Annotated in this window: 26 protein-coding genes; 13 read left to right on the top strand and 13 right to left on the bottom strand. The window is 45.9% G+C overall.

Features of this window, described 5'->3' with window-relative positions; all coding sequences use genetic code 11:
• Window positions 1–49 precede the first annotated feature (49 nt).
• The 5 genes from ABS362_RS09120 to ABS362_RS09100 all read right to left on the bottom strand — a co-directional run bounded on the left by ABS362_RS09120 (window position 50) and on the right by ABS362_RS09100 (window position 3,605).
• Window positions 50–814 carry a YdcF family protein gene (locus ABS362_RS09120; protein ID WP_350412119.1) on the bottom strand — a complete coding sequence of 255 codons (765 nt, stop codon included), beginning with the start codon at window positions 812–814 and terminating at the stop codon, window positions 50–52.
• A gap of 154 nt (window positions 815–968) precedes the next feature.
• Complete coding sequence (locus ABS362_RS09115) at window positions 969–1,190, bottom strand: DUF2905 domain-containing protein (RefSeq protein ID WP_350412117.1); 222 nt, start codon at window positions 1,188–1,190, stop codon at window positions 969–971.
• Between the two features lie 10 nt (window positions 1,191–1,200).
• Entirely contained in the window at window positions 1,201–1,815 is a 615-nt protein-coding gene (locus ABS362_RS09110) for a hypothetical protein (RefSeq protein WP_350412116.1), read from the bottom strand.
• Window positions 1,816–1,819: 4 nt separating this feature from the next.
• The gene (locus ABS362_RS09105; protein ID WP_350412115.1) at window positions 1,820–2,644 is read right to left on the bottom strand and encodes a metallophosphoesterase family protein; all 825 of its coding nucleotides are present in this window, start codon (window positions 2,642–2,644) and stop codon (window positions 1,820–1,822) included.
• A gap of 88 nt (window positions 2,645–2,732) precedes the next feature.
• Complete coding sequence (locus ABS362_RS09100; protein WP_350412114.1) at window positions 2,733–3,605, bottom strand: glycosyltransferase family protein; 873 nt, start codon at window positions 3,603–3,605, stop codon at window positions 2,733–2,735.
• A gap of 110 nt (window positions 3,606–3,715) precedes the next feature.
• Here ABS362_RS09100 and ABS362_RS09095 point away from each other — a divergent pair, with 110 nt between their 5' ends.
• The gene (locus ABS362_RS09095) at window positions 3,716–6,160 is read left to right on the top strand and encodes a type IA DNA topoisomerase (protein ID WP_350412113.1); all 2,445 of its coding nucleotides are present in this window, start codon (window positions 3,716–3,718) and stop codon (window positions 6,158–6,160) included.
• A gap of 75 nt (window positions 6,161–6,235) precedes the next feature.
• Here the strand turns inward: ABS362_RS09095 and ABS362_RS09090 are convergent, their stop codons facing one another.
• On the bottom strand, window positions 6,236–6,628 hold the full coding sequence (locus ABS362_RS09090) for an Ig-like domain-containing protein (protein ID WP_350412112.1): 393 nt from the start codon (window positions 6,626–6,628) through the stop codon (window positions 6,236–6,238).
• A gap of 468 nt (window positions 6,629–7,096) precedes the next feature.
• Here ABS362_RS09090 and ABS362_RS09085 point away from each other — a divergent pair, with 468 nt between their 5' ends.
• Both ABS362_RS09085 and ABS362_RS09080 read left to right on the top strand, forming a co-directional pair.
• Window positions 7,097–8,080: an SWFGD domain-containing protein gene (locus ABS362_RS09085; RefSeq protein ID WP_350412111.1), complete on the top strand. Its 984-nt coding sequence runs from the start codon at window positions 7,097–7,099 to the stop codon at window positions 8,078–8,080.
• Window positions 8,081–8,297: 217 nt separating this feature from the next.
• Window positions 8,298–8,891 carry a porin family protein gene (locus tag ABS362_RS09080; protein ID WP_350412110.1) on the top strand — a complete coding sequence of 198 codons (594 nt, stop codon included), beginning with the start codon at window positions 8,298–8,300 and terminating at the stop codon, window positions 8,889–8,891.
• Window positions 8,892–8,978: 87 nt separating this feature from the next.
• Here the strand turns inward: ABS362_RS09080 and ABS362_RS09075 are convergent, their stop codons facing one another.
• The 4 genes from ABS362_RS09075 to ABS362_RS09060 all read right to left on the bottom strand — a co-directional run bounded on the left by ABS362_RS09075 (window position 8,979) and on the right by ABS362_RS09060 (window position 13,464).
• A complete protein-coding gene (locus ABS362_RS09075) occupies window positions 8,979–9,617 on the bottom strand; it encodes a carbonic anhydrase (RefSeq protein ID WP_350412109.1) in 639 nt (212 codons plus the stop codon).
• A gap of 49 nt (window positions 9,618–9,666) precedes the next feature.
• Window positions 9,667–11,238 (bottom strand): SulP family inorganic anion transporter, encoded by a 1,572-nt coding sequence (locus ABS362_RS09070; protein ID WP_350412108.1) that lies wholly within the window; start codon window positions 11,236–11,238, stop codon window positions 9,667–9,669.
• A gap of 154 nt (window positions 11,239–11,392) precedes the next feature.
• Window positions 11,393–12,784, bottom strand: a complete 1,392-nt coding sequence (locus ABS362_RS09065; RefSeq protein ID WP_350412107.1) for a HAMP domain-containing sensor histidine kinase — start codon at window positions 12,782–12,784, stop codon at window positions 11,393–11,395.
• On the bottom strand, window positions 12,781–13,464 hold the full coding sequence (locus tag ABS362_RS09060; protein WP_350412106.1) for a response regulator transcription factor: 684 nt from the start codon (window positions 13,462–13,464) through the stop codon (window positions 12,781–12,783). Before ABS362_RS09060 ends, ABS362_RS09065 begins: the two co-directional genes overlap by 4 nt.
• A 131-nt stretch (window positions 13,465–13,595) precedes the next feature.
• Between ABS362_RS09060 and ABS362_RS09055 the strand changes: the two genes are divergently transcribed.
• Window positions 13,596–14,507 carry a cation diffusion facilitator family transporter gene (locus ABS362_RS09055; protein WP_350412105.1) on the top strand — a complete coding sequence of 304 codons (912 nt, stop codon included), beginning with the start codon at window positions 13,596–13,598 and terminating at the stop codon, window positions 14,505–14,507.
• On the opposite strand, the gene ABS362_RS09050 is transcribed toward ABS362_RS09055, so the two are convergent.
• The 3 genes from ABS362_RS09050 to ABS362_RS09040 form a co-directional block, all read right to left on the bottom strand.
• Complete coding sequence (locus ABS362_RS09050) at window positions 14,494–14,853, bottom strand: DUF1801 domain-containing protein (protein WP_350412104.1); 360 nt, start codon at window positions 14,851–14,853, stop codon at window positions 14,494–14,496. The two genes, ABS362_RS09055 and ABS362_RS09050, sit on opposite strands and share 14 nt — an antisense overlap.
• Before the next feature lie 845 nt (window positions 14,854–15,698).
• Entirely contained in the window at window positions 15,699–16,328 is a 630-nt protein-coding gene (locus ABS362_RS09045) for a DsbA family protein (RefSeq protein WP_350412103.1), read from the bottom strand.
• A 152-nt stretch (window positions 16,329–16,480) separates the two neighbouring features.
• On the bottom strand, window positions 16,481–17,263 hold the full coding sequence (locus ABS362_RS09040) for an SDR family NAD(P)-dependent oxidoreductase (protein ID WP_350412102.1): 783 nt from the start codon (window positions 17,261–17,263) through the stop codon (window positions 16,481–16,483).
• 149 nt (window positions 17,264–17,412) lie between these two features.
• Here ABS362_RS09040 and ABS362_RS09035 point away from each other — a divergent pair, with 149 nt between their 5' ends.
• The 9 genes from ABS362_RS09035 to xrtN all read left to right on the top strand — a co-directional run bounded on the left by ABS362_RS09035 (window position 17,413) and on the right by xrtN (window position 25,118).
• Window positions 17,413–18,036, top strand: coding sequence for a hypothetical protein (locus tag ABS362_RS09035; protein ID WP_350412101.1), 624 nt, complete (start codon window positions 17,413–17,415; stop codon window positions 18,034–18,036).
• Between the two features lie 7 nt (window positions 18,037–18,043).
• Window positions 18,044–18,352, top strand: coding sequence for a winged helix-turn-helix domain-containing protein (locus ABS362_RS09030; RefSeq protein WP_434086519.1), 309 nt, complete (start codon window positions 18,044–18,046; stop codon window positions 18,350–18,352).
• A 71-nt stretch (window positions 18,353–18,423) separates the two neighbouring features.
• The gene (locus tag ABS362_RS09025) at window positions 18,424–18,759 is read left to right on the top strand and encodes a potassium transporter KefB (protein ID WP_350412100.1); all 336 of its coding nucleotides are present in this window, start codon (window positions 18,424–18,426) and stop codon (window positions 18,757–18,759) included.
• A gap of 52 nt (window positions 18,760–18,811) precedes the next feature.
• Window positions 18,812–19,141 (top strand): hypothetical protein, encoded by a 330-nt coding sequence (locus ABS362_RS09020; RefSeq protein WP_350412099.1) that lies wholly within the window; start codon window positions 18,812–18,814, stop codon window positions 19,139–19,141.
• Between the two features lie 53 nt (window positions 19,142–19,194).
• On the top strand, window positions 19,195–19,485 hold the full coding sequence (locus ABS362_RS09015) for a hypothetical protein (protein ID WP_350412098.1): 291 nt from the start codon (window positions 19,195–19,197) through the stop codon (window positions 19,483–19,485).
• Between the two features lie 70 nt (window positions 19,486–19,555).
• A complete protein-coding gene (locus ABS362_RS09010; protein ID WP_350412097.1) occupies window positions 19,556–19,846 on the top strand; it encodes a hypothetical protein in 291 nt (96 codons plus the stop codon).
• A 57-nt stretch (window positions 19,847–19,903) separates the two neighbouring features.
• Entirely contained in the window at window positions 19,904–21,148 is a 1,245-nt protein-coding gene (locus ABS362_RS09005; protein ID WP_350412096.1) for a hypothetical protein, read from the top strand.
• Between the two features lie 89 nt (window positions 21,149–21,237).
• Window positions 21,238–23,751, top strand: a complete 2,514-nt coding sequence (locus tag ABS362_RS09000; RefSeq protein WP_350412095.1) for an XrtN system VIT domain-containing protein — start codon at window positions 21,238–21,240, stop codon at window positions 23,749–23,751.
• Entirely contained in the window at window positions 23,748–25,118 is a 1,371-nt protein-coding gene (gene xrtN, locus ABS362_RS08995) for an exosortase N (protein ID WP_350412094.1), read from the top strand. The genes ABS362_RS09000 and xrtN overlap by 4 nt, the downstream gene beginning before the upstream one ends.
• The last annotated feature ends 22 nt before the right edge of the window (window positions 25,119–25,140 follow it).

The following is a 25,140-nucleotide window of genomic DNA, read 5'->3' as shown; positions in this document are numbered from 1 at the left end:
ATTTAAAAAACTTATAACTCTCTAACTCCTAAAATCTCTAATTCTTAAACTATAAATATCCCATCAGTTTATACACCATATAACCGGCTATTTCATGAATGAGCAGGTGCCAGTTGCTAAGCGAGCCTGCATTCGGAACTATAGTTTCGTCGGGGGTAAGGTAGCGCGGGGCGGAGTAAAAGTCTGTACTATAGACGTCAGTCTCTATGCCTGCTTTTTTAAAGCACGCTGCAGAGCGGCGCATATGAAACGCTGAAGTTACCAGCAGGCGCTTTTTCCATTCCGGGTGTTCTGCCAGTAGTTTTGCTGTGTTTACAGCGTTTTCGTATGTATTGCGGCTGTTGCTTTCGGTAATAATATCTTCTTCGGCCACGCCAGCCATCAGCAGTACTTTTTCGATCTGTTCTGCTTCGGGCACAGCCGTTCCGGTTATGCGTCCATCTCCGCCTGTAATCAGGAATTGCTCTATTTTGCCTAAGCGGTATAGTTGCAATGGGTGTAGAAAACGGTCGGCGCCTTTGTGCGTGTGTATGCGGTCTGGCAGATCTTCTCGGTAGCCGGTTATACCGGTAAGGATGATGGCTACATCGTAATGGCCCACTTCTTTAACCGGAGTTGCTTCTACTTCCCAGGCGCGCCAGGCTTCGTTCTCTAAAAACGGATTAGAAAAAACGATCAGTATAGTTAAAGCCGTCAGCAAAAAGCCTCGCTGGTATTTCGGTTTTTTCAGGAACAGGGCCAGGAAAAGAAACAGCAATACCCATAAAAAAGGCATCAGAAACAGATGTAGCAGCTTGGATAGCAGGAAAAACATATCAGGTTAAAAGATTAACCAAAGCAGCAGAAAAACAATCAGCATTACCAATATGGCAATAACGTCTTTATGCGGTTTAAACTTTGGAAACATGAAGGCTCATTTTGCCCTGCCAAGATAGGAAACTATAGTTAAACCTTAAAACCGATATAGTTTAGAAGAACTTCCGGAACACCCACAGCAACAACGAAAGCAGCGCACTCAGAAGCAGCATGGTCGTGATCGGAAAATAAATACGCACGTTTTTCTTCTCCACTTTTATATCGCCGGGCAGGTTGCCAAACCAGTTCATCTTGTCGCCGGCAAACCAAATCAGCAACCCGACAACAACTATAATTACCCCAACTATAACAATATATTTTCCGGCTGGCTGCATTGTTTAAAAGTTAAAAACTAAGGCTGGTGCCAATCCCAAAGCTCATGATATCCCAGGCTGTAACAGTCTTATCTTTTACTGCCGATGTTACAATAAGGTCATAGGTTCCTACCTCGCCATACAAACTGATCTCTTTAAAATTGCCAACATCAATGCGCTTATTTATAGCTGTACCTAACCCACCTGTCAACCTGAAACTACTTATCCACCAGTAATAATTCTCAGGATAGGAACTGTCCCACGAAGACGAGAACTGGCTCCGGAAATGATAGCTTACCGCCAGGTTAGTGCGAAGCGGAGTCAGGGTATAATCGTTCCCGAGTTCCACTTTCTTAAATGGTTTGTAAATACCCTTAAATGATAGCAGGTGCAATGCCTCTTCCGCATCAAAACGAGGAATATAGCCATATAAAAATTCCGCATTCAGTTTATCATGCACAAAGCTATAGTTTACACCACCTGAGAACATACCAAGGTTGCCAGCATATTGTAGAGTAAGGGCATCAGGTGCATACCATTTGCGTTTTTCAGTATCGGTACTGTCTGGCAGGGTGCCGGCATTGGCTGTATAGGCTGCTCCTAAAAGGGGAAGTAAAAGCAGCAGGTATTTTATAATCGCTTTCAATGTCTTAAATTTTAACGCGTTCAAAGGACACCTTATCTCCTATTACTGTAAAAACAATGTATTCCAGCTTCTCGGTAGAGCCGGCTATAAGGTGAGGGACTATGCTGTTTTCGGGGGTATAAAACTGGTAGGTATGGTTATGGCCGTGCAGCGAGAAACTAACATTATACTGGCTAAGCAGGCGTTCATAAATTTCAGCTTTTTGGGGACCAAACTCGTTGCTGATAGGTGCAATATGCGACATCACAAACACATGTTCATAGTTGGCCGCATCCTTCAGTTCATTTTCAAGCCACACCAGGTCGGGTACTTGTTTGTCAAACTCCAGGTGATTGGTATTAAGCAGAACAAACTTTTTGCCGGCTACTGTGAAGCTGATATCGAATTTACCATACATGGCCTGGAACACCTCTTTGCCATTGTTGATCGCATCGTGGTTACCAACTACCGCCACATAAGGCATCTTCAGTCTTTTCAGTTCATCATGCACCATCGTAAATTCCTTTACTAACCCAAAATCGGTTATATCTCCTCCCAGTAACAGGAAATCTACATCCGGAAAATTACGGTTGATGTGGTTTACAAGTATCTCGTTCTCCTCGTAAAAGCCCTGCGTATCGGCAGTAAGTATAAAGCGGAGGGTATCAGAAGCAGCGATATTGAGCGCCTGTATTTTTTCGATGTTGCGCTGGTTTATCTGCATTTCATCATCGTCGAGGCGTACTTCGTAAGGGCTGTATTCAAACTTTTCGCAGGCCAGCATGGGCAGGGCAAGCAGCAACAGCAAAAATTTATGAATAAAAGTATAGAAGGGATTTCTGGAGTGCATAGACAGGTATATATTTGATAGCATATACCTGCAGTGCAATTATTTGGTTTGGGTTGTTTACGAAATAATTACTTTGTTTTGCCTAAAATCAAATGATCTTATAGTTCTTGTATTCCCAGAGGCGGTAACCGGTTATACTTTCCACAAACATTCTGATCCTATCTTTTAAGCTAAATCGTCTGTAACTCAGGTCGTAATCAAATTTCCAGTTTACCCGGTTTATGCGGCTCTGCATTACGGCTGGGTGCGTTCCTTTAAAAAGTCCAAGTGCGTCCACACCCGAATAATCAAACTCCTCTACGGTGGCAATGTTCTTCTCCACCCACTCATCGGAGTGGTACAGGCGGTTAAAACTTTCGCGTTTGCCCTGCATGGCGCGCGGGTCTTTTACCCAGCCATAGTGGTAGATAAAGGCATCTATCGGCTTCACATTCAGCTTCTCGTTATCGCCTTTCCGGAAGCCCTGCGCATCCTGGTAAGAGTAAATGTCCTTTCGGTTACGCACTACCCGTATCTCGCGGCGGTACCAGCGTGTCGACTCTCCTACATAGTCATAGGAGCCATAAAAGTGCTTATAGTTAAAGAGCAAGCCATCTACCTTTGCATCAGCCTTATACTGCTCCATAGCGGCTTTTATAGTTGGAAGAAACTGCTCGTGCACCACTTCATCGCCTTGAATGTAAAAGGCCCAGTCAGAGTCCGGCGAGATGGCAGCAAAGGCTTTGTTAGTTTCTTCGGCCAGCACGCGGCCACCCTGTCGCAGGGTATCGTCCCAAACGGTTTCGATGATCCTGATCTTTGGGGAATCTATGCTTCGGATCAGGCCCAGCGTATCGTCTTCGGAATTACCAACGGCTACCACCACTTCGTCGCAGATGGGAAGTATAGACTTAATGGCTTCCACCACAGGGTAATCATACTTGATGGCATTCCGGACAAAGGTAAAACCGCTTACTTTCATGGGTAAAAATGTGGCCTGATTTGAGCGTGCAATTTAGTTAAAAGGTACCGATTCCCGCATAAAAGCGTTAAATTTGAATTCTATAGTAACACCAGAAAGGATACAAGAGCTTGAAAGTTTGCATTGCTGAAAAACCGAGTGTGGCCCGCGAAATTGCCAACGTAATTGGTGCCAGAACAAAGAAAGACGGCTATTTTGAAGGTAACGGCTACCAGGTAACCTGGACGTTCGGGCACTTCTGTACCCTGCGCGAACCAGACGATTACCGCCCCGAATGGAAACGCTGGAGCATACACGACCTTCCCATGCTGCCGGAACAATACGGCATTAAACTGATGCAGGACAGCGGCGTGCAGAAGCAATTCAAGATCATCAAACAATTACTTGATAATGCCGAAGAAGTAATAAACTGCGGTGATGCCGGCCAGGAAGGAGAAGTAATACAGCGTTGGGTGTTAACCGAAGCCAAATACAGAAAACCATTCAAACGCCTCTGGATATCCTCGCTTACGGAAGAAGCCATACGCCAGGGTTTTGCCAAACTACGCGAAGGTTCAGAGTTCGACTCGCTGTACCAGGCCGGTAAAAGCCGTGCCATCGGCGACTGGCTGTTGGGTTTAAATGCTACACGCCTGTTTACGCTGAAGTATGCGAACGGCAGCCGGCAAACTTTATCTATAGGCCGTGTGCAAACGCCAACACTGGCCATGCTGGTAAACCGCCACCACGAGATCGCCAACTTTGTGCCGCAGCCTTTCTGGGAGCTGAAAACTGTTTACCGCGATGTAACCTTTGCCAGTACCAACGGTCGTTTCCAGAAAGAGGAAGATGCGCAGAAGATAATGGAGGCCATTAAACAGGCTGAGCTAACTATAACCGACGTCGAGACCAATAAAGGAACAGAAGCACCGCGTAACCTCTTCGACCTTACCTCGCTGCAGATTGAGTGCAACAACAAACTGGGCATGTCTGCCGATGAGACCCTGAAGACCGTACAAAGCCTGTACGAGAAAAAAGTGGTTTCCTATCCGCGTGTGGATACCACGTATTTGCCTGATGATATTTACCCGAAGATACCCGGCATATTGCAGGGCCTTGACAACTATAGAAATGAAGTTGCACCACTGCTACAGGACAAGATCCGGAAGACAAAGAAAGTATTCAACAATAATAAAGTAACTGACCACCACGCCATCATACCTACCGGCGCATCTGCCAATAGTTTGTATGGCCGCGAAGCCGATGTGTATGATATCATTACCCGTCGTTTTATAGCTGCTTTTTACCCGGATTGTATCGTAAGTAACACGACTGTGAATGCAGAATCGGCTGGCTATACTTTCAGAGTTAGGGGTAAGCAGATTCTGGAGCCGGGCTGGCGCGTGTTGTATGGGGCTGAAGATATAAAACCAGACGCTCCCGCTAAAGAGGGTGAAGCTGAAGAAGTAACGACCGGTGTATTACCGCATTTCGATAAAGGGGAACATGGTCCGCACGAGCCGTTACTGGAGAAGAAAATGACCAACCCGCCGAAGGAATATACCGAGGCTACCTTGCTACGCGCCATGGAAACTGCCGGCAAGCAGATGGAAGATGAAGAGCTGAAAGATGCCCTGAAAGAAAATGGTATCGGTCGCCCCTCTACCCGCGCTGCCATCATCGAAACGCTTTACAAACGCCAGTACATCCGCAAAGACAAAAAGAAGATCATCCCAACCCAAATGGGCATCGACCTGATCGGTGTGATAAAGAACCAGACCCTGAAATCGGCGGAGATGACCGGGCAGTGGGAAAAGAAATTGCGCCAGATTGAAGGGGGCGAGTTTAAAGCAGAAGCCTTTTTGCAGGAGCTCCAGAACTTTGTGATCAGCCTGGTGCAGGAAGTAAAATACGATACTGCAACAGTAACAATAGAACCGCAGGCATCTTCCACTTCATCAGCAAAAACTTCTGCTGCACCAAAAGCAAAGAATGCCGCTCCGGCAAAAGATAAACCAGCAGCACCAACCAAGGGACTTGGCTCCTGCCCTGCCTGCCAGCAAGGCTATATTGTCAAAGGTTCCTCAGCGTATGGTTGTATCCGGTACAAAGATGGCTGTCGTTTTTTAATTCCGATAGAGCAGTTTGGAAAGCCCCTGAACGAGAAACAGGTAACTGCGCTGCTAACCAAAGGCAAAACACCAACTATAAAAGGATTAAAAGGTGCAGATGGCAACAGCTTTGATGGAACCTTAAAGTTGAAGGACCAACAGATACAAGTAGAAGTAGCTGAAAAGAAACAAGCCGCAGACCCATTCGCGACCTGCCCGCGCTGTAAGCAAGGCAAATTGCTGAAAGGCAGTACAGCTTATGGTTGCAGTCGCTTCCGGGAAGGGTGCCAGTTTAAGGTGCCTTTTGAGATAGGAGGAAAAACACTTTCTGAAAAACAGATCGCTACGTTACTTACCAAAGGCAAAACCGGGAAGATAAAAGGCTTTATCTCACACAAGACCGGCAACGCTTTCGAGGCTTCGCTGGCTATAAATGACCAGTGGCAGGTAGTATACCAGTTCTAAACTGGTTAGCTATTGTGGCAACTAAAAAGGGCAACTGCTATAGTTGCCCTTTTTTTATGTGTAAAGCTGTTTGCCTTAATTAACTATAAAATTCACCTGCTCTTCCGATACATTTGTGCGGCCATCTGTTGCGCGAACCACTATTTTGTATGGTCCTGGTGCCAGGTTCTCCACAGAAACAAGCGTATCAAAATCAACAACATTTTTGCGCGACATTTTGCTGTAAGTTATAAAGCTTGTTTCATCACCTTTTACAGAAACATCTACTTTTACAGCATCCTTATCCACAGCTGTTACATAAATGCGGAGTCCTTTTGTTTGGCTTACCGATTGGTTGTTGGTAGGGTTGTTAATGGTTAAGCTCGGGTTAGAGCCATCTGGCGCCATACTATCCTCCTCCAGAAGGTCGTCGCAACCCGATAAGGCAACTATAGCAAGCATAGCGGCCAGCATTGTTTTCAATTTCATGGTAATATTGGCTAAAAGTTAATCTACTCAATGAGCTTATAACTAAAAAATACCATTTATTAGTTCAAGCCCGCACCCTGTTAAAGTGATTCTAAAGTACAAACCATTTAATTTACAGCCAATTAAGAACAAGATTATTTTTTTAAAAACTACACAAAACAAACTATATTATTTTCATAGTGCAAATACATACAAAACACAGCATAAAGAACTGTTAATGCCTGGGTTAAAGAGGAGAAAAACAGCTCTTGTTTTATAAAATCAGTACCAGATTTGTCTTGCATAACTATAGAAAATCTGGTGCTTGCAGTACAAATTTTATAATTACACCCTGCCCGTTAGCCAGCCTTACCTGGTGCTTTTCTGATAACTAAATGCTAAATGAGCCGTAAAAAAACACGTTGCATTGGCATAAGCCCGGCAGCATTTATAATTGAATTTTTTGTTAATCGAAAACCCAAAAAATCTATGAGAAGCTATGAAAACTCGGGTTACAACCCGTACAACGACAATTATCGAACTGAGTCCAGAGGCTCGTCAAGTAATTCCTTTTCCGACAATTTAAATAGCAGTAGCAGTGATTATAGAAACAGAGCTAACCGAACAGGCTCTACTTTAGGTTCTGGCCGCGACTATAGTTCAGGTTCAGGATATGGCAGCGGCTCTACGTATGGCCGCTCAGCTGGCTCTACCGGCAGCAACTATGGCACATCAGGCTATGGCTCTTCCGGATATGGTTCGTCTTCTGGCTATGGCTCATCAAACTATAATAGAAACATGGGTACTACAGGCTCACGCTACGGAAGCGACTACGACCGAAGCGGCCGCGATAGCTGGGACCGTACCGGCGACAAAATTGAAAATGCATGGGACCGTACCAAAAATCGTGTTTCAAATGCATGGGACCGCATGACAGACGATGATGATTACAATAGAAACAGGAGCTATGGCTCATCATCTGGTTATGGCACCAGCAACCGTTACGGCTCAGGTAGCTCTAACTATGGTTCATCAAACTATGGCAGCACTGGTTCCGGCTATGGCTCTGGCACATCTAACTATGGCTCAGGTTATGGTAGCTCCAACTATGGCCGTGGCACTTCTTATGGCAGCATGAGCACTGGTACTACAGGCTATGGTTCAGGCAACTATGACAGAAGCTCAAACTATGGCACTGGCAGCTACGACAGAGACCGCAACATGAGCGACTATAGCAGAGGCTACCGCGATAGAGACGAAGACAGAGGCTTTTTTGACCGTGCCGGTGATGAGATAAAATCATGGTTCGGAGATGAAGAAGCAGAACGCAGAAGAAGAATGGATGAGATGCGTGACCGCGAGCACGATAGCGACTACAACCGCTATGGGAGCAGCAGCAGATCATCATCAGGTACCTATAGCGGACCTCCCTACTCTTACGGATCATCTTCGCGCAGAGACTATGAGTGGTAGAAATTACAACCGGCCCCGTTATACATACGGGTACCAATGGTAATTACTACATTTGAATAGTGGATGAAACTCCACAAAAAAAGCCTTGCTGATATATTGCAGCAAGGCTTTTTTATTTGCACTTTTGCTGCCCTTAAAATTCAAAATTATGCAAGCCTTGCATTGCTTCATTCAGGCGTTGCAGCAGTTTAGAAAAGAACTATTAGAAATTATACTCATGAAGAAAATTGTACTATTGCTTTGCTTTTTCTCCCTCACATTTGCTGCATCGGCACAACAGCTTGGCATTAAGGCTGGCGGAACTTATTCAAATTTCAAAGGCGATGACGCGAAAGATTATGATCACCGTTTAGGATATGCGGCCGGTTTGTTTTATCAGCAGCACATTAACGAACTGATCGGGATACAGATGGAAGCGATCTATACCTCACGCGGAGCCCAAAGAGAAGCAGCGAGCACCGAAGACAGATTCAGATTAAATTATGTAGATGTTCCGGTGTTGCTCCATGTTTCGGCTGGCGGTCTGTTCTTCGACCTGGGTCCACAGGCATCGTTCATGGTTAAAGCAAAACGTGTAACCGAAACTACTAACAACAATACTACAGTATCTACCAAAACCGATATAACCGACCACCCTTATAGCATTGACCTTGGTTATGCAGCCGGCATCGGTTACCGTGGCGCCAGCAACATTGGCCTGGAGGTACGTTACACAGGCGGCCTGAAAAATATTGATGATGAAGGTCCGTTTGTAGGCCAGGAGCGTCGTAACTCTACTATTTTCCTGATGCTGAGCTACCTGTTCTACTAATACATTCGCAGGCAGCAACTGCCATATAACAGAAAAGCCCCGGCCATAAACCGGGGCTTTTCTGTTCAGGTTCAGATTGGTGCAGAATTAAACCATTTCACTTTCTTCAGTTACACTATAAATGTGTTCGTAACGCTTAAACGAGTTTATATCTACATTCAGGTCGCGTAACAAGCCTTCTTTCAGGTCATACACCAGACCGTATAGTTTCGGAGGGTTATCGGTTAGCATGGCATTCTGGATGATGGAGGTTTTGGACAAGTTGTGTACCTGCTCGATCACGTTTAACTCTACAAGGCGGCGCAGGCGGGTTTCCTCATCGTATATGCTCATCATTTCGCGTTCGTGCAGACGCATCATATCTTTTATATTACGAAGCCAGTTATCTATCAACCCGAACTGTTTGTTGCTGGCCGCAGCCGCTACTCCGCCACAACCATAGTGGCCGCAAACTATAATATCTTTTACCTTGAGCACTTCCACGGCATATTGGAGTACCGAAAGCAGGTTCATGTCGGAGTGCACTACCAGGTTGGCAATATTACGGTGTACAAACATTTCGCCTGGGCCAGTACCCGTAATAGCAGACGATGGTACACGGCTGTCGGAGCAGCCTATAAATAAATAACGTGGCTCCTGCCCCAGGGCTAATTTGTTGAAATAATCCGGATCCTCCTCCAGTTTACCAGCTACCCATTTCTTATTGTTCTCTAATATCTTTTTCATGCTATAGTTCAGTTATAATATGCACTGCTAACTTACTTTAAAACAGGTGTTAGTGTACTTCCATGGCCGTTACTGCGGGCACATTCAGTACTTCCACTACGATGTTACGCTCGTGAGCAGTCTGTTTAAACTCCTGTATCGCTTCCAGCACATCGTAATCTATAAACTCTGAGTTCTCACCATCGATGATCACGTGGCTGTTGGCTGGCATATGGTCCAGGGTTAGCACAATGCTGGCTTTGTTAAGGAACGATACGTGCTCGCTCAGTTTGATGCGGATAAGTGCTTTGTCTTTCTGCTCCTCTTCGTGGTAAAAGTAAGGCGACTTATAGTTTGCTTTCAGAATATAGAAGATACCTACCGCCAGACCAACACAGATACCTACCAACAGGTCAGTGAACAAGATGGCAAGGATAGTAACGATGAACGGAATGAACTGCTCGGAGCCTAGCTTGAACTGCCCCTTAAATAATGCTGGCTTTGTAAGTTTAAAACCAACTATAAGCAACACCGCGGCAAGCGCAGATAAAGGCACCTGGTTCAGGAAACCGGCCATCAGCACCACAGAAAGTAACAGTAACAAACCATGAAAGAAGCTTGACAACCGGGTTTCGCCGCCGGCTACTATGTTAGCTGAACTACGCACAATTACCGCCGTCATTGGTAAACCACCAACAAGGCCGCTCAGCATGTTACCTACACCCTGCGCTTTTAACTCCCGGTTGGTTGGCGTGCGTCGTTTGTGCGGGTCCAGTTTGTCGACAGCTTCTACGCTAAGCAATGTTTCTAAACTGGCAACTATAGCTATGGTAAACGCCACCACATAAACCGATGGATTGGTAAAGGAGGCAAAGTCAGGTAAGCGCAGTTCGTTGCCAAAATCCTGGAAACTGGAGATGATGGGCAGGTTTACCAGGTGGCTGCTTGAAATGGCCAGTTCCGGGTAAAAGTTAAGGAACAGCGCATTTATACCAACTGACGAGAGTACAACTATAAGTGCACCCGGTATAAACTTAAACAGCTTTACACGCTTAAATGCAGGGGTATCCCAAAGTAAAAGAATACCCAGCGAAACAAGTCCAACTATAAAAGCGCCCAGGTTAATAGCAGAAAAAGCGTTAGTGATTCCGGAGAACGTGTTATTGCCATCAAGCTGTATAAAATTCAGGCTACCAAAGAAATCTTCGTCGGCACCCAAAAAGTGCGGTATCTGCTTCAGGATAAGTATAAGACCAATGGCGGCCAACATGCCCCGGATAACCGACGAAGGGAAGTAAAGACCAATAACACCTGCCTTTAAAAAACCCAGCACTAACTGCAACAGCCCTGCCAGCACTACAGCCAGCAAAAATGCCTCATAGGTCTGCAACGTTTCAATACCATTCAGCACTATAACGGTCAGTCCGGCGGCGGGGCCACTTACGCTCAGGGAAGACCCACTAAGCCACGACACAACCACACCACCAATTATACCTGTAATGATACCGGCAAAAAGCGGTGCACCCGACGCCAGCGAAATACCAAGGCAAAGTGGCAGCGCCACCAGGAAAACAACCAATCCGGCCGGGATGTCTTTGGCCAGCGTGGAAAAACGCGTATTCTTATTTGTTTCTGATTTCATAAACTGTTTTAATCTCATGAAGAGACAACGATCGCTCCCGCCCCACAGATGATCTGTAAGGGAAGGAACGAAAGCTGTTAGTCTCACCTAAGCAACAAAGCTATAGCTGCGGTATTAAGTTGGAATTAAAACGAGATTAAAAAGAGATTAAAATTCAGGAACGGGCAGAAATAATTCCGTAAGCCTGTGGTAAAGTCAGCGTTACTTCGGTGCCCTGGTTAATTTTAGAGTGAACTTCTATAGTACCCCGGTGTAACTTTAAAATACGCTCGCTTAACGGCAGACCAATGCCGTGGCCTGTTATATTACGCACGTTATCAGCCCGGAAGAAAGGCACAAAAACGTGTTTCAGGTCTTCTTCATGTATTCCCAGTCCGCGGTCTTTCACGACTAACTTCACATCGTTTTTACCGATCATGATGCGCACGGTAGCACTTTTACCCGAGGGTGAGAACTTAATGGCATTCTCGATCACGTTCACCATCGCAATGAGTAATAAAGCTTCGTTGCCATTAACTATAAGCCTGTCCTCATCTTCGGGCAGTTCTGCAAAATCAATGTCGATGTGTGCATCCGGGCGGCGCTTAATAACCTGGTCGCGGGCCATCCACGCAATTTCATCAAACCTAAGGTAAGCCAACTCTATTTTAGAGGAGTCTATACTTGCCTGGGCTATCTGAAGCAAGCCATTGGAAAGTTCTGTCAGCAGGCGCGCATCTTCTAAGGTAGACTGTAGTACCCGTTGGTATTCTTCGGGTGTGCGGGGCTTCATTAAAGCTACTTCCAGTTCACCCATCATAGTGGTAAGCGGTGTGCGTAGTTCGTGGGATGCACTGGATACAAAAGTGCTTTGCATATCAAAAGCCAGCTCGAGGCGCTCCAGCATTTTGTTAAAGGTTTGGGCCAGGTGCGAGAGCTCGTCTTTACCATCGGCATCGCTCAGACGCATGTGAAGGTCCGATGCTGTGATTTTTTCCACTTCGCTAACCACTTTGGTTATTGGCCGCAGGGCTTCTTTTGCAAACACCCAACCAGCTACCAATACTACTATCAGCGAGCCCAGCAACCCAACTATAAGAATTACCTTCAGGTGTTGCAGTTTTTTTAAACTATAGGCATCCACTGACGAGGCCAGTATCACAAATTCGCCCTGGTTGTCAGTATAGGTTATGCCTACTATCTGCCGTACGTCCTGTTCAAAATGTACTTCTTTCTCCTGGCGCACTTTATCAAGCAAGACTTCACTCACTTCCAGGTCACCGTTGCCTTCTGTAAAAATCTGCTTGTTATCGCTGTTATATATCTTTACTACTTCGTAGGGCAGCACCTGGTAAAAACGGATCTGGTTCATGCGTTTGGTCCGGGCATCGGCTACATCAGCATCAAAAACATATTTAGCCACCACGTGCGCACGACTAAGTATGCGATCATAAAAATCTTCCTGCCTGTAAATGGAGGTAAAATAGTAGATTACCAATGAGAAAAGCACCAGCAGCAAGCTAAAGATGCCAGCAAACTGCATGGTAAGCCTGTTTCTTATTTTCATGCTTCCAGTTGCTCTTTTAGTACATAGCCCATGCCAACAAGCGTGTGTATGAGTTTAGCCGGATGATCTTTATCTATCTTCTTGCGAAGGAAATTTATATACACATCAATCACATTGCTGCCTGTATCGAAAGAGGTTTCCCAGACCTGCTCCGTTATATCTACCCGCGACACGACACGTTCTTTGTTGCGCAACAGGTAATGCAGTAGCGCAAACTCGCGGGCAGTAAGGTTAATGGGCTTGCCTGCACGCGTCACGGTCTTCTTAACTACATCCAGTTCAAGGTCTGCTATAGTTAGTTTTTCGCCGGTATTATTATCCGTGCTGCGTCGGCTCAGGGCGCGCATACGGGCCAGCAGTTCTTTAAACTCAAAAGGTTTTGTCAGGTAATCGTCGGCACCGGCATCCAGACCGGTAATCTTGTCATCGGTGGTGCCAAGGGCCGTTAACATCAGGATAGAGACCGTCGTGTTGTTCTTCCGGATCTCCCGGCAAACATCCAGCCCGCTCATGTGTGGCAATATCACATCCAGAATAATGAGGTCGTACTCGTTCTGCAAGGCCAGTTTAACACCAAAGGTACCATCGTAGGCCTGGTCAACATCAAAAGCCTGTTCTTCCAGACCTTTCTTTATAAAAGAGGCTACTTTGGGCTCATCCTCGATCAACAATACTCTCATGTAAGCTCTGTTTCTTTTGTTATCTTACCAGTGATTTCAGACTATAGCGCATTTCCTGTTACCGCTAAACAGAAAATTCATCTAAAGTTAAGCACAAACATCTAAAACACGTTTGCTACGTTGTTTAAACTATGTCACATAACCACAACCACACGCACCACCATCACCACGGAAGCGGCAATATAAAAGTAGCTTTTTTCCTGAACCTTGGCTTTACTATACTGGAGTTTGTAGGTGGTTTCTGGATAAACAGTGTGGCCGTTATGTCAGACGCCCTGCACGACCTCGGCGATTCGCTCTCGCTGGGACTGGCCTGGTACTTCGAAAAGCTGTCTAAAAAGGGTAGCGACCGTAATTTCTCTTATGGTTATAAACGTTTCTCGCTGCTGGGGGCTGTCATCAATTCGGTTATTCTGCTGGTCGGCTCTTTTATAATCCTATCAGAATCTATTCCGCGCATCTGGAACCCCGAACCGGTTAATGCTCTCGGAATGATCGGTTTTGCCATATTAGGTATAATTGTAAACGGCGCGGCAGTACTCAGGCTAAAAGCAGATAGCTCTATAAACGAACGCGTGGTGCGTTTGCATTTGATGGAGGATGTGCTGGGATGGATCGCGGTGCTGGTTGGCGGTGTCTTTCTTTACTTTTTCGACTGGCCTGCTATAGATCCGCTGCTATCGATAGGTATTACGCTTTTTGTGCTTTACAATGTAGTGAAGAACCTGCGCCAGAGCATGAAGATATTGCTGCAGGGCACGCCAACCAACATAAACCTAGACGAGGTACAAAATCGTATTCTGGCACTACCGGAAATACAATCGATTCACGACCTGCATAGCTGGACACTTGACGGCACCTATAATGTGCTGACGTTGCATGCTGTGATAACTGAAAACCTCCCTTTAGAGCAAACCGAAACTATAAAAACCCGGATCCGGGAAATGATGGCTGACCTGGCTGTGCAACATGTTACAGTAGAGTTGGAAGTTGCGGGATATGCCTGCCAGCACGAGGACTGCAGTAACCCTAATTCTGATTAAGCAATACAGCTTCCCGGATCAGTTCTCCAAAATAAGTTTCGTCAATATCGTCCAGGGTACGGATCTTGATATGAAGGTGCTGGCCATTACGACTCACTAGTTTACGGGCTGGGTCAGACAGCTCTTTTCCGCGGAAGAAGCCGAAGTGGATACCGCTACGCGAAGATGCAAAATAACAAACCGGGCCATAAAAGAAATAACACGGGTAATCCCAACGTACACATTCTTCTAGGTGCGAAACAGATGCATGAATGATGCGACGGATTTCCTGCGCCAAATGCACTTTTTCAGGGTTCAGCTTTTCAATGTATTCATCCACCTGATTTGTGGTAGCCTTGGTTCTCATAGTTATCTGTAGTGGTTTACAACCTCGATAATAGCTCCTAAATATACGACATATTTAATATTATTGTCAATAATTCTGATTCTTGTTAGCGTTCAGTTTATTGTTTTATAGTTAGGGTTTTACCATGTTACGCCGGCGCGAGTCTGCAGACTCGTGACTTATTATAGTGTTGAGTCTCCTGACTCAACTGGCCCGGCAAGGACAAGGCTGAGGTGCCTATAGTTTATAGTTGGCGTAGTCCAACCACCCCAACCTCTACCCCGGAATAAGTCCGGGGTCTAAGACTTGTATAGGCGGGGAGCTTTTCTGCCTTTGTTATAATTGAGATTATTGTTTTATAGTTGGTGATTTAACACCCCTGTAGTCCCCTCAAGGGGACAATTTCTGCCTTTACTATAGTTGGTTTTATAGTTCTATAGTTACAGCCTGTCGCAGGGACAGGTCGCGACCTGTCCCTGCGGAAATACAACCACGATAAATCTCGAAGCTTAGCGGTTCAAACTATAGACGAATTATAACTATGTGAAAGATCGCAGTCTTTGGGTTGAGCGCCTTTGATTTGTTGCGGTGGCGCAGCCAACCGAGGCACGAGGGTAGCGAGAAAGGAGCAGCGCGATGCCCGAAGACGGGGCCTCCCGGCCATGAGGGTACCAAATTACCTATAAAACGATAGGTGAGTAGAGCTACCAGGGTTGGAGGAAATTTGCAAGGATAACTTGGTTCAAGTTGAAAGTCGATTCAACTATAGAACATCAGACGCTAGCAGGAGCTGCGCACACTGCTAGCTCTGGCAACAATATAACATATAGGATTTCTCAACTGCGCTCGAAATGACAATACAAAAACTATAAATGCGCTAAAAGCCTTTGTTCCAACTCATCTAACTGGCAAAAACCCTTCGAGATCAGTTGTGCACCGTGGCGGGTCTGGAGGTAAACACTGGGGAAATTAGTGGCTCCTAAATTAGCTATAAACTCAAACTCCTCATCTAACTGCTGCATCACTTCTTCCGACTCAAACAAAGCCAGAAACAGGTTTTCAGACACCCCAAAAATACCGGCAATTCGTACCAGCACAGCTGTATCGGTTATGTCCTGGCCATCGGCGAAGAACGCGGAATGCATGGCACGAAGTACTTCCAGGGTTAAAACAGGCTTAAGCAAACGCATGCAAAGCAAGGCCCTGCAGGCAGGCTCTGTCGCAAAAACGTATCGCTTCTGCAGGAAAAACCGGAAATCGAAAGGGAGGTGTGTGCGTTGCTGTACCCAATGCCAGTTGGTAGCGATTCGCTCCCTTTCTTCGCGCTGCAGAGGTTCTGTGGCATAGGCCTGTAAATTACCTAACCGCACCTGCACCTGCAATCTGCCCCGCCACAATGCTGCCAGTCTGCGAACCACCGCTGTAAAACCGTAGCACCAGGCACACATCGGGTTTGTAACGTATATTATAGTTGGCGTATTGGAAGTTTGAGACATAACCAGCAGTTGTTTATAGCCTATAGTTTACCAAACCCAGTGCAAGTAGGTTTTATAAATTCAACGGAAGGTAGTTGTTCGTTATACAATCTGATATATTGGCCTCTTAACTTTTATAGTTGTTTAAAGGATCGAATTCATAATTCGGTCTACTATTTATAGATCATTTTCACGGTCATGCCACCGTCTATAGTTATACTTTGACCCGTGATAAAACCAGCTTTATCGGAACAAAGGAAGAGGGATGCTTCGGCTATATCTTCCGGGGTACCGACCCTGCCAACCGCATGCTGTTCTTTGTCATCTTTGGTGTGCTGGGGTTTGTATTGCTGGCTTTTTTTCTGCCAGTTACCAGTTTCAATCCAGCCGGGTGCAATGGCATTTACCCTGATCCTGTCTTCGGCCAGACTTATGGCCAGCGAATGTGTAAGTGCTTCCAGGCCACCTTTTGAGGCCGAATAGGCAAACGTGTTTGGTTCCGACATAAAAGCCCGCGTACTGCTGATGTTCAGGATAGCCCCATGCTCCGCTTTGCGCAATAGTGGCAAGCCATATTTGCAACACAGCACCGTACCACGCAGGTTAACAGCCATGATCCTGTCAAACTCCGACATCAGCATTTCACCCAGGTCGCCCATAAACGGGTCGGCTATACCGGCGTTGTTGATAAGCGCTTCCAACTGGTTATACTTCTCCCCTACCTGTTGCATCAGAACTGCCACTTCATGTTCCTGGCTGATATCGCAGATTATAAAATCAACTTTCAGCTTCTCCTTTTGCAGCCTTTCCACAGCTTCCAGCCCTGCTTCTTTGTCGGCATCAGTTATCACTACATTTGCACCCTCGCGTGCAAAGGCCTGCGCCATGCCCAGCCCAATGCCCTGGGCACCTCCGGTTATCAGAACAGTCTTGGTTTTATAGTATGTGTTGGTCATAAATATTCATTGCTAATGCTTATACTAACTATAGTTTAGCCATCAGGTTATCATCAACTAGTATAAAATATAGATTTTAAAAATATTTCATCCACTATACTTGACTTTACGTAAAGCATTATTAACTTTGAAACTCAAAGTACTTTAACATGAATCAACAGCAAGACCAGTTAGCAGACCTGCACGAGATCCGAAAGATAATGGATCGCTCTTCCCGGTTTATTTCGCTCAGCGGACTTTCAGGAGTGGCAGCCGGTGTTTCGGCGCTTTTGGGTGCAGCGGTGGTTAAATGGTACCTGGTTACAAACAATATCGTGTATAATGAGATAGTTGGCCTCACGCTTACCAGAGAAGCCATCTTTTTTATACTGGCAGTAGCGGGCATTGTTTTTATACTAGCCCTTAGTGCTGCAACGTACTTTACAGCACGTAACGCCAAAAAGAACAGCCACCGCGTTTGGGATAGCAAAACAGAGCGCATGCTGATCAACCTGTTTATACCCTTGGCAGCTGGTGGCGTTTTTTGTTTAGTATTGATGTACCACAACCTGTTTTACCTGGTGGCACCGGTAATGCTTATTTTTTATGGGTGCGCTCTGCTAAATGCCAGCAAGTATACTCTGAGCGATATCCGGTACCTTGGTATTATTGAGATCATATTGGGACTGGTAGCCAGCTTTTTTGTAGGATATGGCTTACTGGCCTGGACGCTGGGTTTTGGGGTACTGCACATAGTGTATGGTACGCTGGTGTATTTTAAGTACGAACGCTAGCAGACCTGTGAAAGATTATCTTGAAAATATAAACAAGGCCTTCGAAAGCAAGGCAAGACTAGGCATTATGTCGGTGTTGATGGTGGAAGACCGTGTAGACTTTAGTACTTTGAAAGATACGTTGCAATTAACAGACGGGAACCTGGCCAGCCACCTGCGAGCGCTGGAAGATGCCGAATATCTGCGCGTAGAAAAACAGTTTGTAGGCCGAAAGCCAAACACGACTTACCACGCTACTGAAGCAGGACGAAAAGCTTTTAACAACCATTTGGATGCATTGGAGCAGCTTATTTTAAACAACCGGAAAGACAACTGATATTTTTTTTATAGCTACACTTTGCATTTCAAAGTACTTTAAACAAGAATTATTTTTTCAATACGATTATCATGACAGAAAGAAGTGAATACCAGAATCAGCCAATTCATCCAGTATCAGTAGGAAAACTGATGCTGATAGGCGCAGGTGTAGGTTTATTTGTAAGCCTGTTTTTCGTGCTTGCAGGGCACCCAGACCCAGACTGGTCTAAACTATGGTGGATCAGGCCGCTACTCGTAATTCCGGCTGCCGGCGCCTTAGGAGGGCTGTTTTATTACAACATGGATCATTTACGGGCTCAGGGTGGCTGGCGGGAAATTATAGCCTATATGCTAAGCCTTGTGGTATTCATTGTGGTACTGTGGCTCGGAACTGTTCTGGGGCTGGCTGGGACTATGTGGGACTAACCCTCTCCTACTAATCAGCATAAAAACTAACCTAAAATTTAAACACGACAACATGACTAACCAGGAAAACCTTCAGGAAGAAACAGCAGTGAACGACGGCTCTACTGCGATAGCCATTATCAGCTGGATATTTGGCCTACTCTTTTTGTTCATAGGAATAGTGAACACATTTTGGGGCGGCGACACTGGTTTCGGAATTTTCATTGTGCTGCTTTCGCTCATCTATTTTCTCCCGGTTAATGACATCCTCTACAAAATGACAGGCTTTACCATTCCTAAAATGTGGTTAGTAAAGATACTGGTGGGCCTTTTCATTATCTGGGCTGCCATGGGCGTCGGGGAGCTATTCGACAAGATCGAAATGATGACCAACTCATTCTAAAACTATAGTTTTCAAACACTTAAATAATTCTATAACTTAAAAACAAAACGATTATGATTACGCAAAACAAAAGACTTACTGGTATAGTGCTCGGAGTAGCATTCTTACTATCTATTCCATTAATAGCTATGCAGTTTACAAACGAAGTTAACTGGGGTGTATTTGACTTTATAGTGATGGGCGTCTTATTACTTAGTACCGGACTTGTGGTGGAACTTGTAATTCGGAAAGTAAGAAACGCTGATTACCGCATCGGCTTAATTGCAGTTATTCTGGTAGCTCTTTTCCTGATCTGGGCCGAACTGGCAGTAGGTATCTTCGGGTCGCCATTTGCCGGAAGTTAAACAATAAAAAACTGGAAACGAGTAGCTTAAGGCTTATCAAACTTAGATAACACTATAAAATAAAGTAATCATGGAAGATAAAATAACAATGCATAACAGACCAACTATATGGATTATAGTTGGTTGGATTTTCGCACTGATTGTGGTTACGATCGGCGTATTGAACCTGTTTTTGGTGCACCCGGTTCCGGGAATTGCTTACCTGCTCATCTCGCTGGTTTACTTTCCTCCGGTAAATAGCTACATCCGAAGCAAGTTTGGTTTCGGCATCCCGGCTATAGTTAAGATCCTGTTGGGCATTGTGCTGATCATGTTTACGTTAGGCGTAAGTGATCTGGGCGATATGATCGACAAACTATAGCTCTCCGGTACCAGCAGGTTTTAGCAACATACATCTTTAGCTATAAAATCATCAGCCATGAAAAATGAGATACTAACCCACCTAAACGACCCAAGTGAGCTCGAAAAGTTATACCGTAACAACAGGGCTCCTTTTACGCAGGAGTTCAGATCCATTTATCCGGACCTAAGAGGCAATCTGCTTGCTGATTTCTGGAACGAACGGCTTCGTTACGAAAGCGACGACATTTCCTGGGGCACTGGCCGGGATCTGCTGTTGGTATTGCTGGCATCGCTGGTAGCAGGATTTATAGCTAAGGTACCGGCCTTTTTACCAGTAGAGGAAGAATTTTTCTATCCCAGAAATATCGGCTTCATCGTTTTCCCGCTGCTCACTGCCTATTTCGCCTGGAAAAACAAGCTTCAGGTAAATAAAGTAGCCTTGTTAGCCGGACTTACCCTTGTGGCTCTGGTTTACATTAACCTGCTGCCCGGCACTCTGGAGAATGACACCCTGGTACTGGCCTGCCTGCATTTGCCACTGCTGCTCTGGGCAGTGTTGGGTGCCGCCTATACCGGCAATGAATTTAACAACTATAGCAAGCGGTTGGGTTATCTCAGTTTCAATGGCGACCTGCTTGTCATGACGGCGCTCCTGGTAATTGCTGGCGTTATAATGACGGGTATTACGATTGGCCTTTTTGCAATAATCGGGTTACAGATAGAGGAGTTTTATGCGGAATATGTCGGGGTGTTTGGTGCTGCTGCCATTCCTATAGTTGCGACGTACCTTACCCAAACCAACCCCCAACTGGTAAACAAAGTATCTCCGGTCATCGCCAAAATTTTCAGTCCGCTGGTGCTTATCATGCTTACCATTTACCTCATCGCGATTCCCTTTTCCGGCAAAGACCCTTACAATGACCGCGAGTTCCTGATACTTTTCAATGTGCTACTGGTGGGAGTGATGGCACTTATCTTTTTCTCCATCGCAGATAACTCCCGGAAAGAGCAGGATGCCACCAGCACCTGGATACTTTTTCTGCTGGCTATAGTTACCATCATTGTCAACAGCATTGCCTTGTCAGCTATCATGTTCCGGATTGCGGAATGGGGCATTACACCAAACAGGCTGGCCGTTTTAGGCAGCAATATTCTGATATTATTCAACTTACTGCTGGTTACGGGCTCACTTTTCAAAGTAATTACTAAAAAGGGTGATATCGCAGCATTAGGCAGGGCAATTGCCGCTTACCTGCCGATTTATTTTATCTGGGTGATTATCGTGGTATTCCTGTTCCCGGTGCTGTTTGGGTTTATGTAAGCTCACGACTTTTCACGCCTCCTTTCTTTTCAAAAACTATCCATTTACCTGCCTCTAATGTGGTAGACACCACAACTATGCCAAAAAATATGCAAACACTGATCAAAGAAATACCTGTTAAAACCGAGCTTAAGCTGAAGTTTATTGGGGTCGGGCTGATTATAGTTTCCTTCCTGTTATTTATGCTTCCGGAGTGGGGCGTTGGGGCAACAGATGAGGCATCATTCGGGCTGTTCTGGATAAACTATAGTTTGGTTGCCGTTTACTTTATGGTGATGTTCTCACAAGGGGTATTTTCATTTAAAAGGCCTTTCCAGCACCTGCAATACCTATATCTGTATCTGGTACTTTTTATCATCAGCTGTTACTCGCTTAACCGGCAGATGAGCATTTTTCAGGATTCTGTTCCCTGGCTGGAGGCATTTGTTACACTCTTCTGTGTTACCCTGATGGCCTATAGTTTCCGGGATCGGTTACCGAAACTCCTGAACCAGTTGCTGCTCTTTATACTTGGTGCCAGCGCTATCCTTTGGGTGTCCTATGCCATTTACATGTTGCCACTTTACATCATCAGTATTTTCGGGGTGTTGGCGTTGGGGATGTCGTTGCACACTTATGTGCCGCTTTGGGTGGTGCTGGCTCTGGGTTTTGGGGTGTACAAAGCAGCCTTGGAGGACAGACAATACCTGCGCAGCTTTGTGGCCGGCGCTGCATTTCCTATCCTTTTCGGGGTATTTTATATCTGGCAATGGCAAAACCGCGACGAACAGATTGCCTTTAGCGGGAACGATTATGTGATACAGGAAAATGAAACGCTGCCACGTTGGGTAAAACTAAGCCAGCAATTGCCAGCCGATTACCTGACCGAACGCATGATGAAGACCGACCTGGTGTACCAGGTGCCGAGCGGTGAGTTCAGTATGTGGGATATGCCCAGCGAGAATTTTGAGGAAGTAAAGCGCTACGACCCACTGGTATTCTTATCGGTGCTATTGCTGGGTGAGCCTAACCTGGACAGGAAAGAAAAGATAAAGATTCTGGAAAGCATGTACGATGCCCGCCACCAGGCCGAAGAGCGCCTTTGGTCGGGCAATAACCTAAGCACTGCCAATGTGGTATCGCAGGTGCGCATTTACCCGAACTTTAGACTAGCTTACACAGAGAAGGTGCTGCGTGTGCATAACAACATGACTCACAGCAACAACCAGCAGGAAGCGATCTATACATTCTTTTTACCCGAAGGCAGCGTGGTTACATCACTTTCGCTCTGGATAAACGGCCGCGAAGAAAAAGGCTACCTCACCACAAAAAGCAAAGCACAAACCGCATACAAAACTATAGTTGGCGTAGAAGCCCGCGACCCATCGGTAGTACACTGGCAGGAAGGCAACCGGGTATCTGTCAGGGTATTTCCGTGCACGCCCGAAGAAGACCGCCAGTTTAAGATCGGGGTAACTTCTCCACTGCAGCAACAAGGCGAAACACTCGTGTATGATAACATTTACTTTACCGGGCCAGGAACACAGGGCGCCACCGAAACATCCATGATCTACCTGGACGATAACGTGAGCAGTCTGCAATTACCATCAAACTATAAACTAACGCGTAGCAACGAGTACAAACGCCAGGGCAACTATAACCAGGACTGGAGCCTGCGGTTTAGCACACCTGCATTAGCCAAAGGCGCTTTCAGTTTTGCCGGCAACAACTATAGTATCACAGAGCTGCCTCAGCAGTTTGTACCATTTGAGCCGCAGCAACTTTACCTGGATATAAATGCAAGCTGGTCTGAGAGCGAGTTTGAACAAGTATGGGAGATGGCAAAGCAAAAGCCTGTTTATGCCTGGGATGGGAAACTGGTACAACTGAACGAGCAGAGCAAAGCAGAACTGTTTAACCTGCTGCAACAACAAAACTATTCCCTCTTCCCGCTGCACAAGATCAAAAACCCCGAGCAGGCACTGGTCATCAGTAAAAGTAACGGCGTTTCACCTAACCTCAGCGACCTGAAAGACACCCCGTTTGCAGAACAGATGGCTGAAGGGTTGCCGCAACAAGCAACTATAAGAGTATTTTCTCTTGGGCAGCAACTAGCGCCTTACTTTAAAAGCCTGAAAGAGCTGCGTGTAATTGCGCCCATGCACGGCGGTACAGAACAACTGGCTACCCTATTGCAGAAGCAGCAATTCATCAACACAACTATAGATAACAACTCTGTGCGCCTGGGAGAATCGGGGCTGGGTATAGTTAAAACAAATGCAGCTATAGAAGCCGGTACTGCGCCGGATCATGTGCTGCGCCTGTTTGCTTACAACCACGTGTTGCAGCAGATCGGGGCCCGGTATTTCAGCAAGGATTTTATAGAAGATGAGCTGATTGCAGAAGCCACCCAGGCAAATATAGTGACCCCGGTTTCCAGCCTTATCGTGCTCGAAACGCAGGAAGATTACAAACGCTTCGACATACAAAAAAGTAAAGACAGCCTGGGTAATGCCAGCATGAACGGTTCCGGTGCGGTACCGGAACCTGAAGAATGGGCGCTCATCATCCTGGCTGTTCTCATTATCGGGTTTATCACCTTAAAACCTTACTTTCTGAGATGAAGTTAGCCACGTTACGCCCAACTGAGCAATGGCTGATCCCGTTGCTGGTACTAAGTTTGTACCTGCTGGTCGGTGGATTTTTCCTGGGGGAGTACCTGCTCTGGGACAGCCAATGGATACTGGCGCTGGTATTGGTACCTTTTGTAGCGCAGGTGCAGCTTCAAAAAGTATTTGCACCAGCCCTATTTATCGCAACTATAGCACTTGCTATTCTGGCGGCTACATTGCAAAACAGCACCTTATACTTTTTTACTTTTGTGGTAGCTATTTGGTGTGGGGCGCAGCTTATAGTTGGCAGGATCTCATTATACCCAGTTCTTTTGCTGGCCGTGGCCTCTCCTATCTTTAAGTACATCGCCAACATTCTCAGTTTCCCGCTCCGGATGCAGTTAACCACCTGGGCAGTGGCCATACTTAAAACCATGGAAAAACAGGCCGAAGCTGCAGGTAACATCATTCTTGTAAATGGAAAAGAGTTTTCAGTAGACCCAGCCTGTGCAGGTTTGTCGATGCTGTCGCTGGCCCTGATACTGGCAGTGTTTATACTGGCACACCTGCAACGTACCAACCAAAAAGTTTTGCCCGTTTGGTTTATTGGGTTAATGTTAGGTTTCATGTTGCTTCTGAACCTGGTTTCCAACTTACTGCGCATCCTGCTGCTGGTCTGGTTTGAGATTCTGCCCGACAACCCACTCCACGATGTTTTAGGGTTGCTCTGCCTGCTGATCTATGCGCTTGTGCCTTTCTATTTTACTTCAAAATGGCTGCAACAACACCTGGCTGAAGTCTCACAAACTATAGATCTGAAATCTACTATCAGCTTAAGAGGTTCTTTGCTCCTGAACTATATGTTATTGCTGTTACTGGCAGGCACAGGTCTGAAGATCAGAAGTGAAAAACCTATGCTGGCACTTGAACAGACAGTTCCAGAGTTAAAAGGATTTGAGACCTCCACGCTGGAAAACGGCGTTACAAAGTATAGTAGCGACGATGTGTTGGTGTACCTGAAGCCGGTACAGGCATTTTATTCTACCGAGCATCACCCCTTGATTTGCTGGGAAGGAAGCGGCTATAAGTTCAGGCATGTGCAGCAACGGCAGTTCGGTAACTATAGTGTATATGTGGGCGAGCTACAAAAAGGGAAAGACACCCTTTATACCGCCTGGTGGATGGATAACGGGCAGCACCGAACGATAAACCAATGGGACTGGCGCACCCGCATGCTGAAAGGAGAAGCGAACTTCAGGTTGGTAAATGTAACTGTTGCGCAAAAGCAGGAATTACCACAGGCTATAGTTACGATCATCAAAAACCAGAACTACTATAGCCAGGCAAATACAGCACAAACAATTCTCAGTTCCCGGTAGCATCTTTTAACATAAATTTCAG

Source organism: Pontibacter populi, from assembly GCF_040278685.1.
GTDB classification, from domain to species: domain Bacteria; phylum Bacteroidota; class Bacteroidia; order Cytophagales; family Hymenobacteraceae; genus Pontibacter; species Pontibacter populi.
This window is presented reverse-complemented; position numbering and strand designations above follow the sequence as displayed.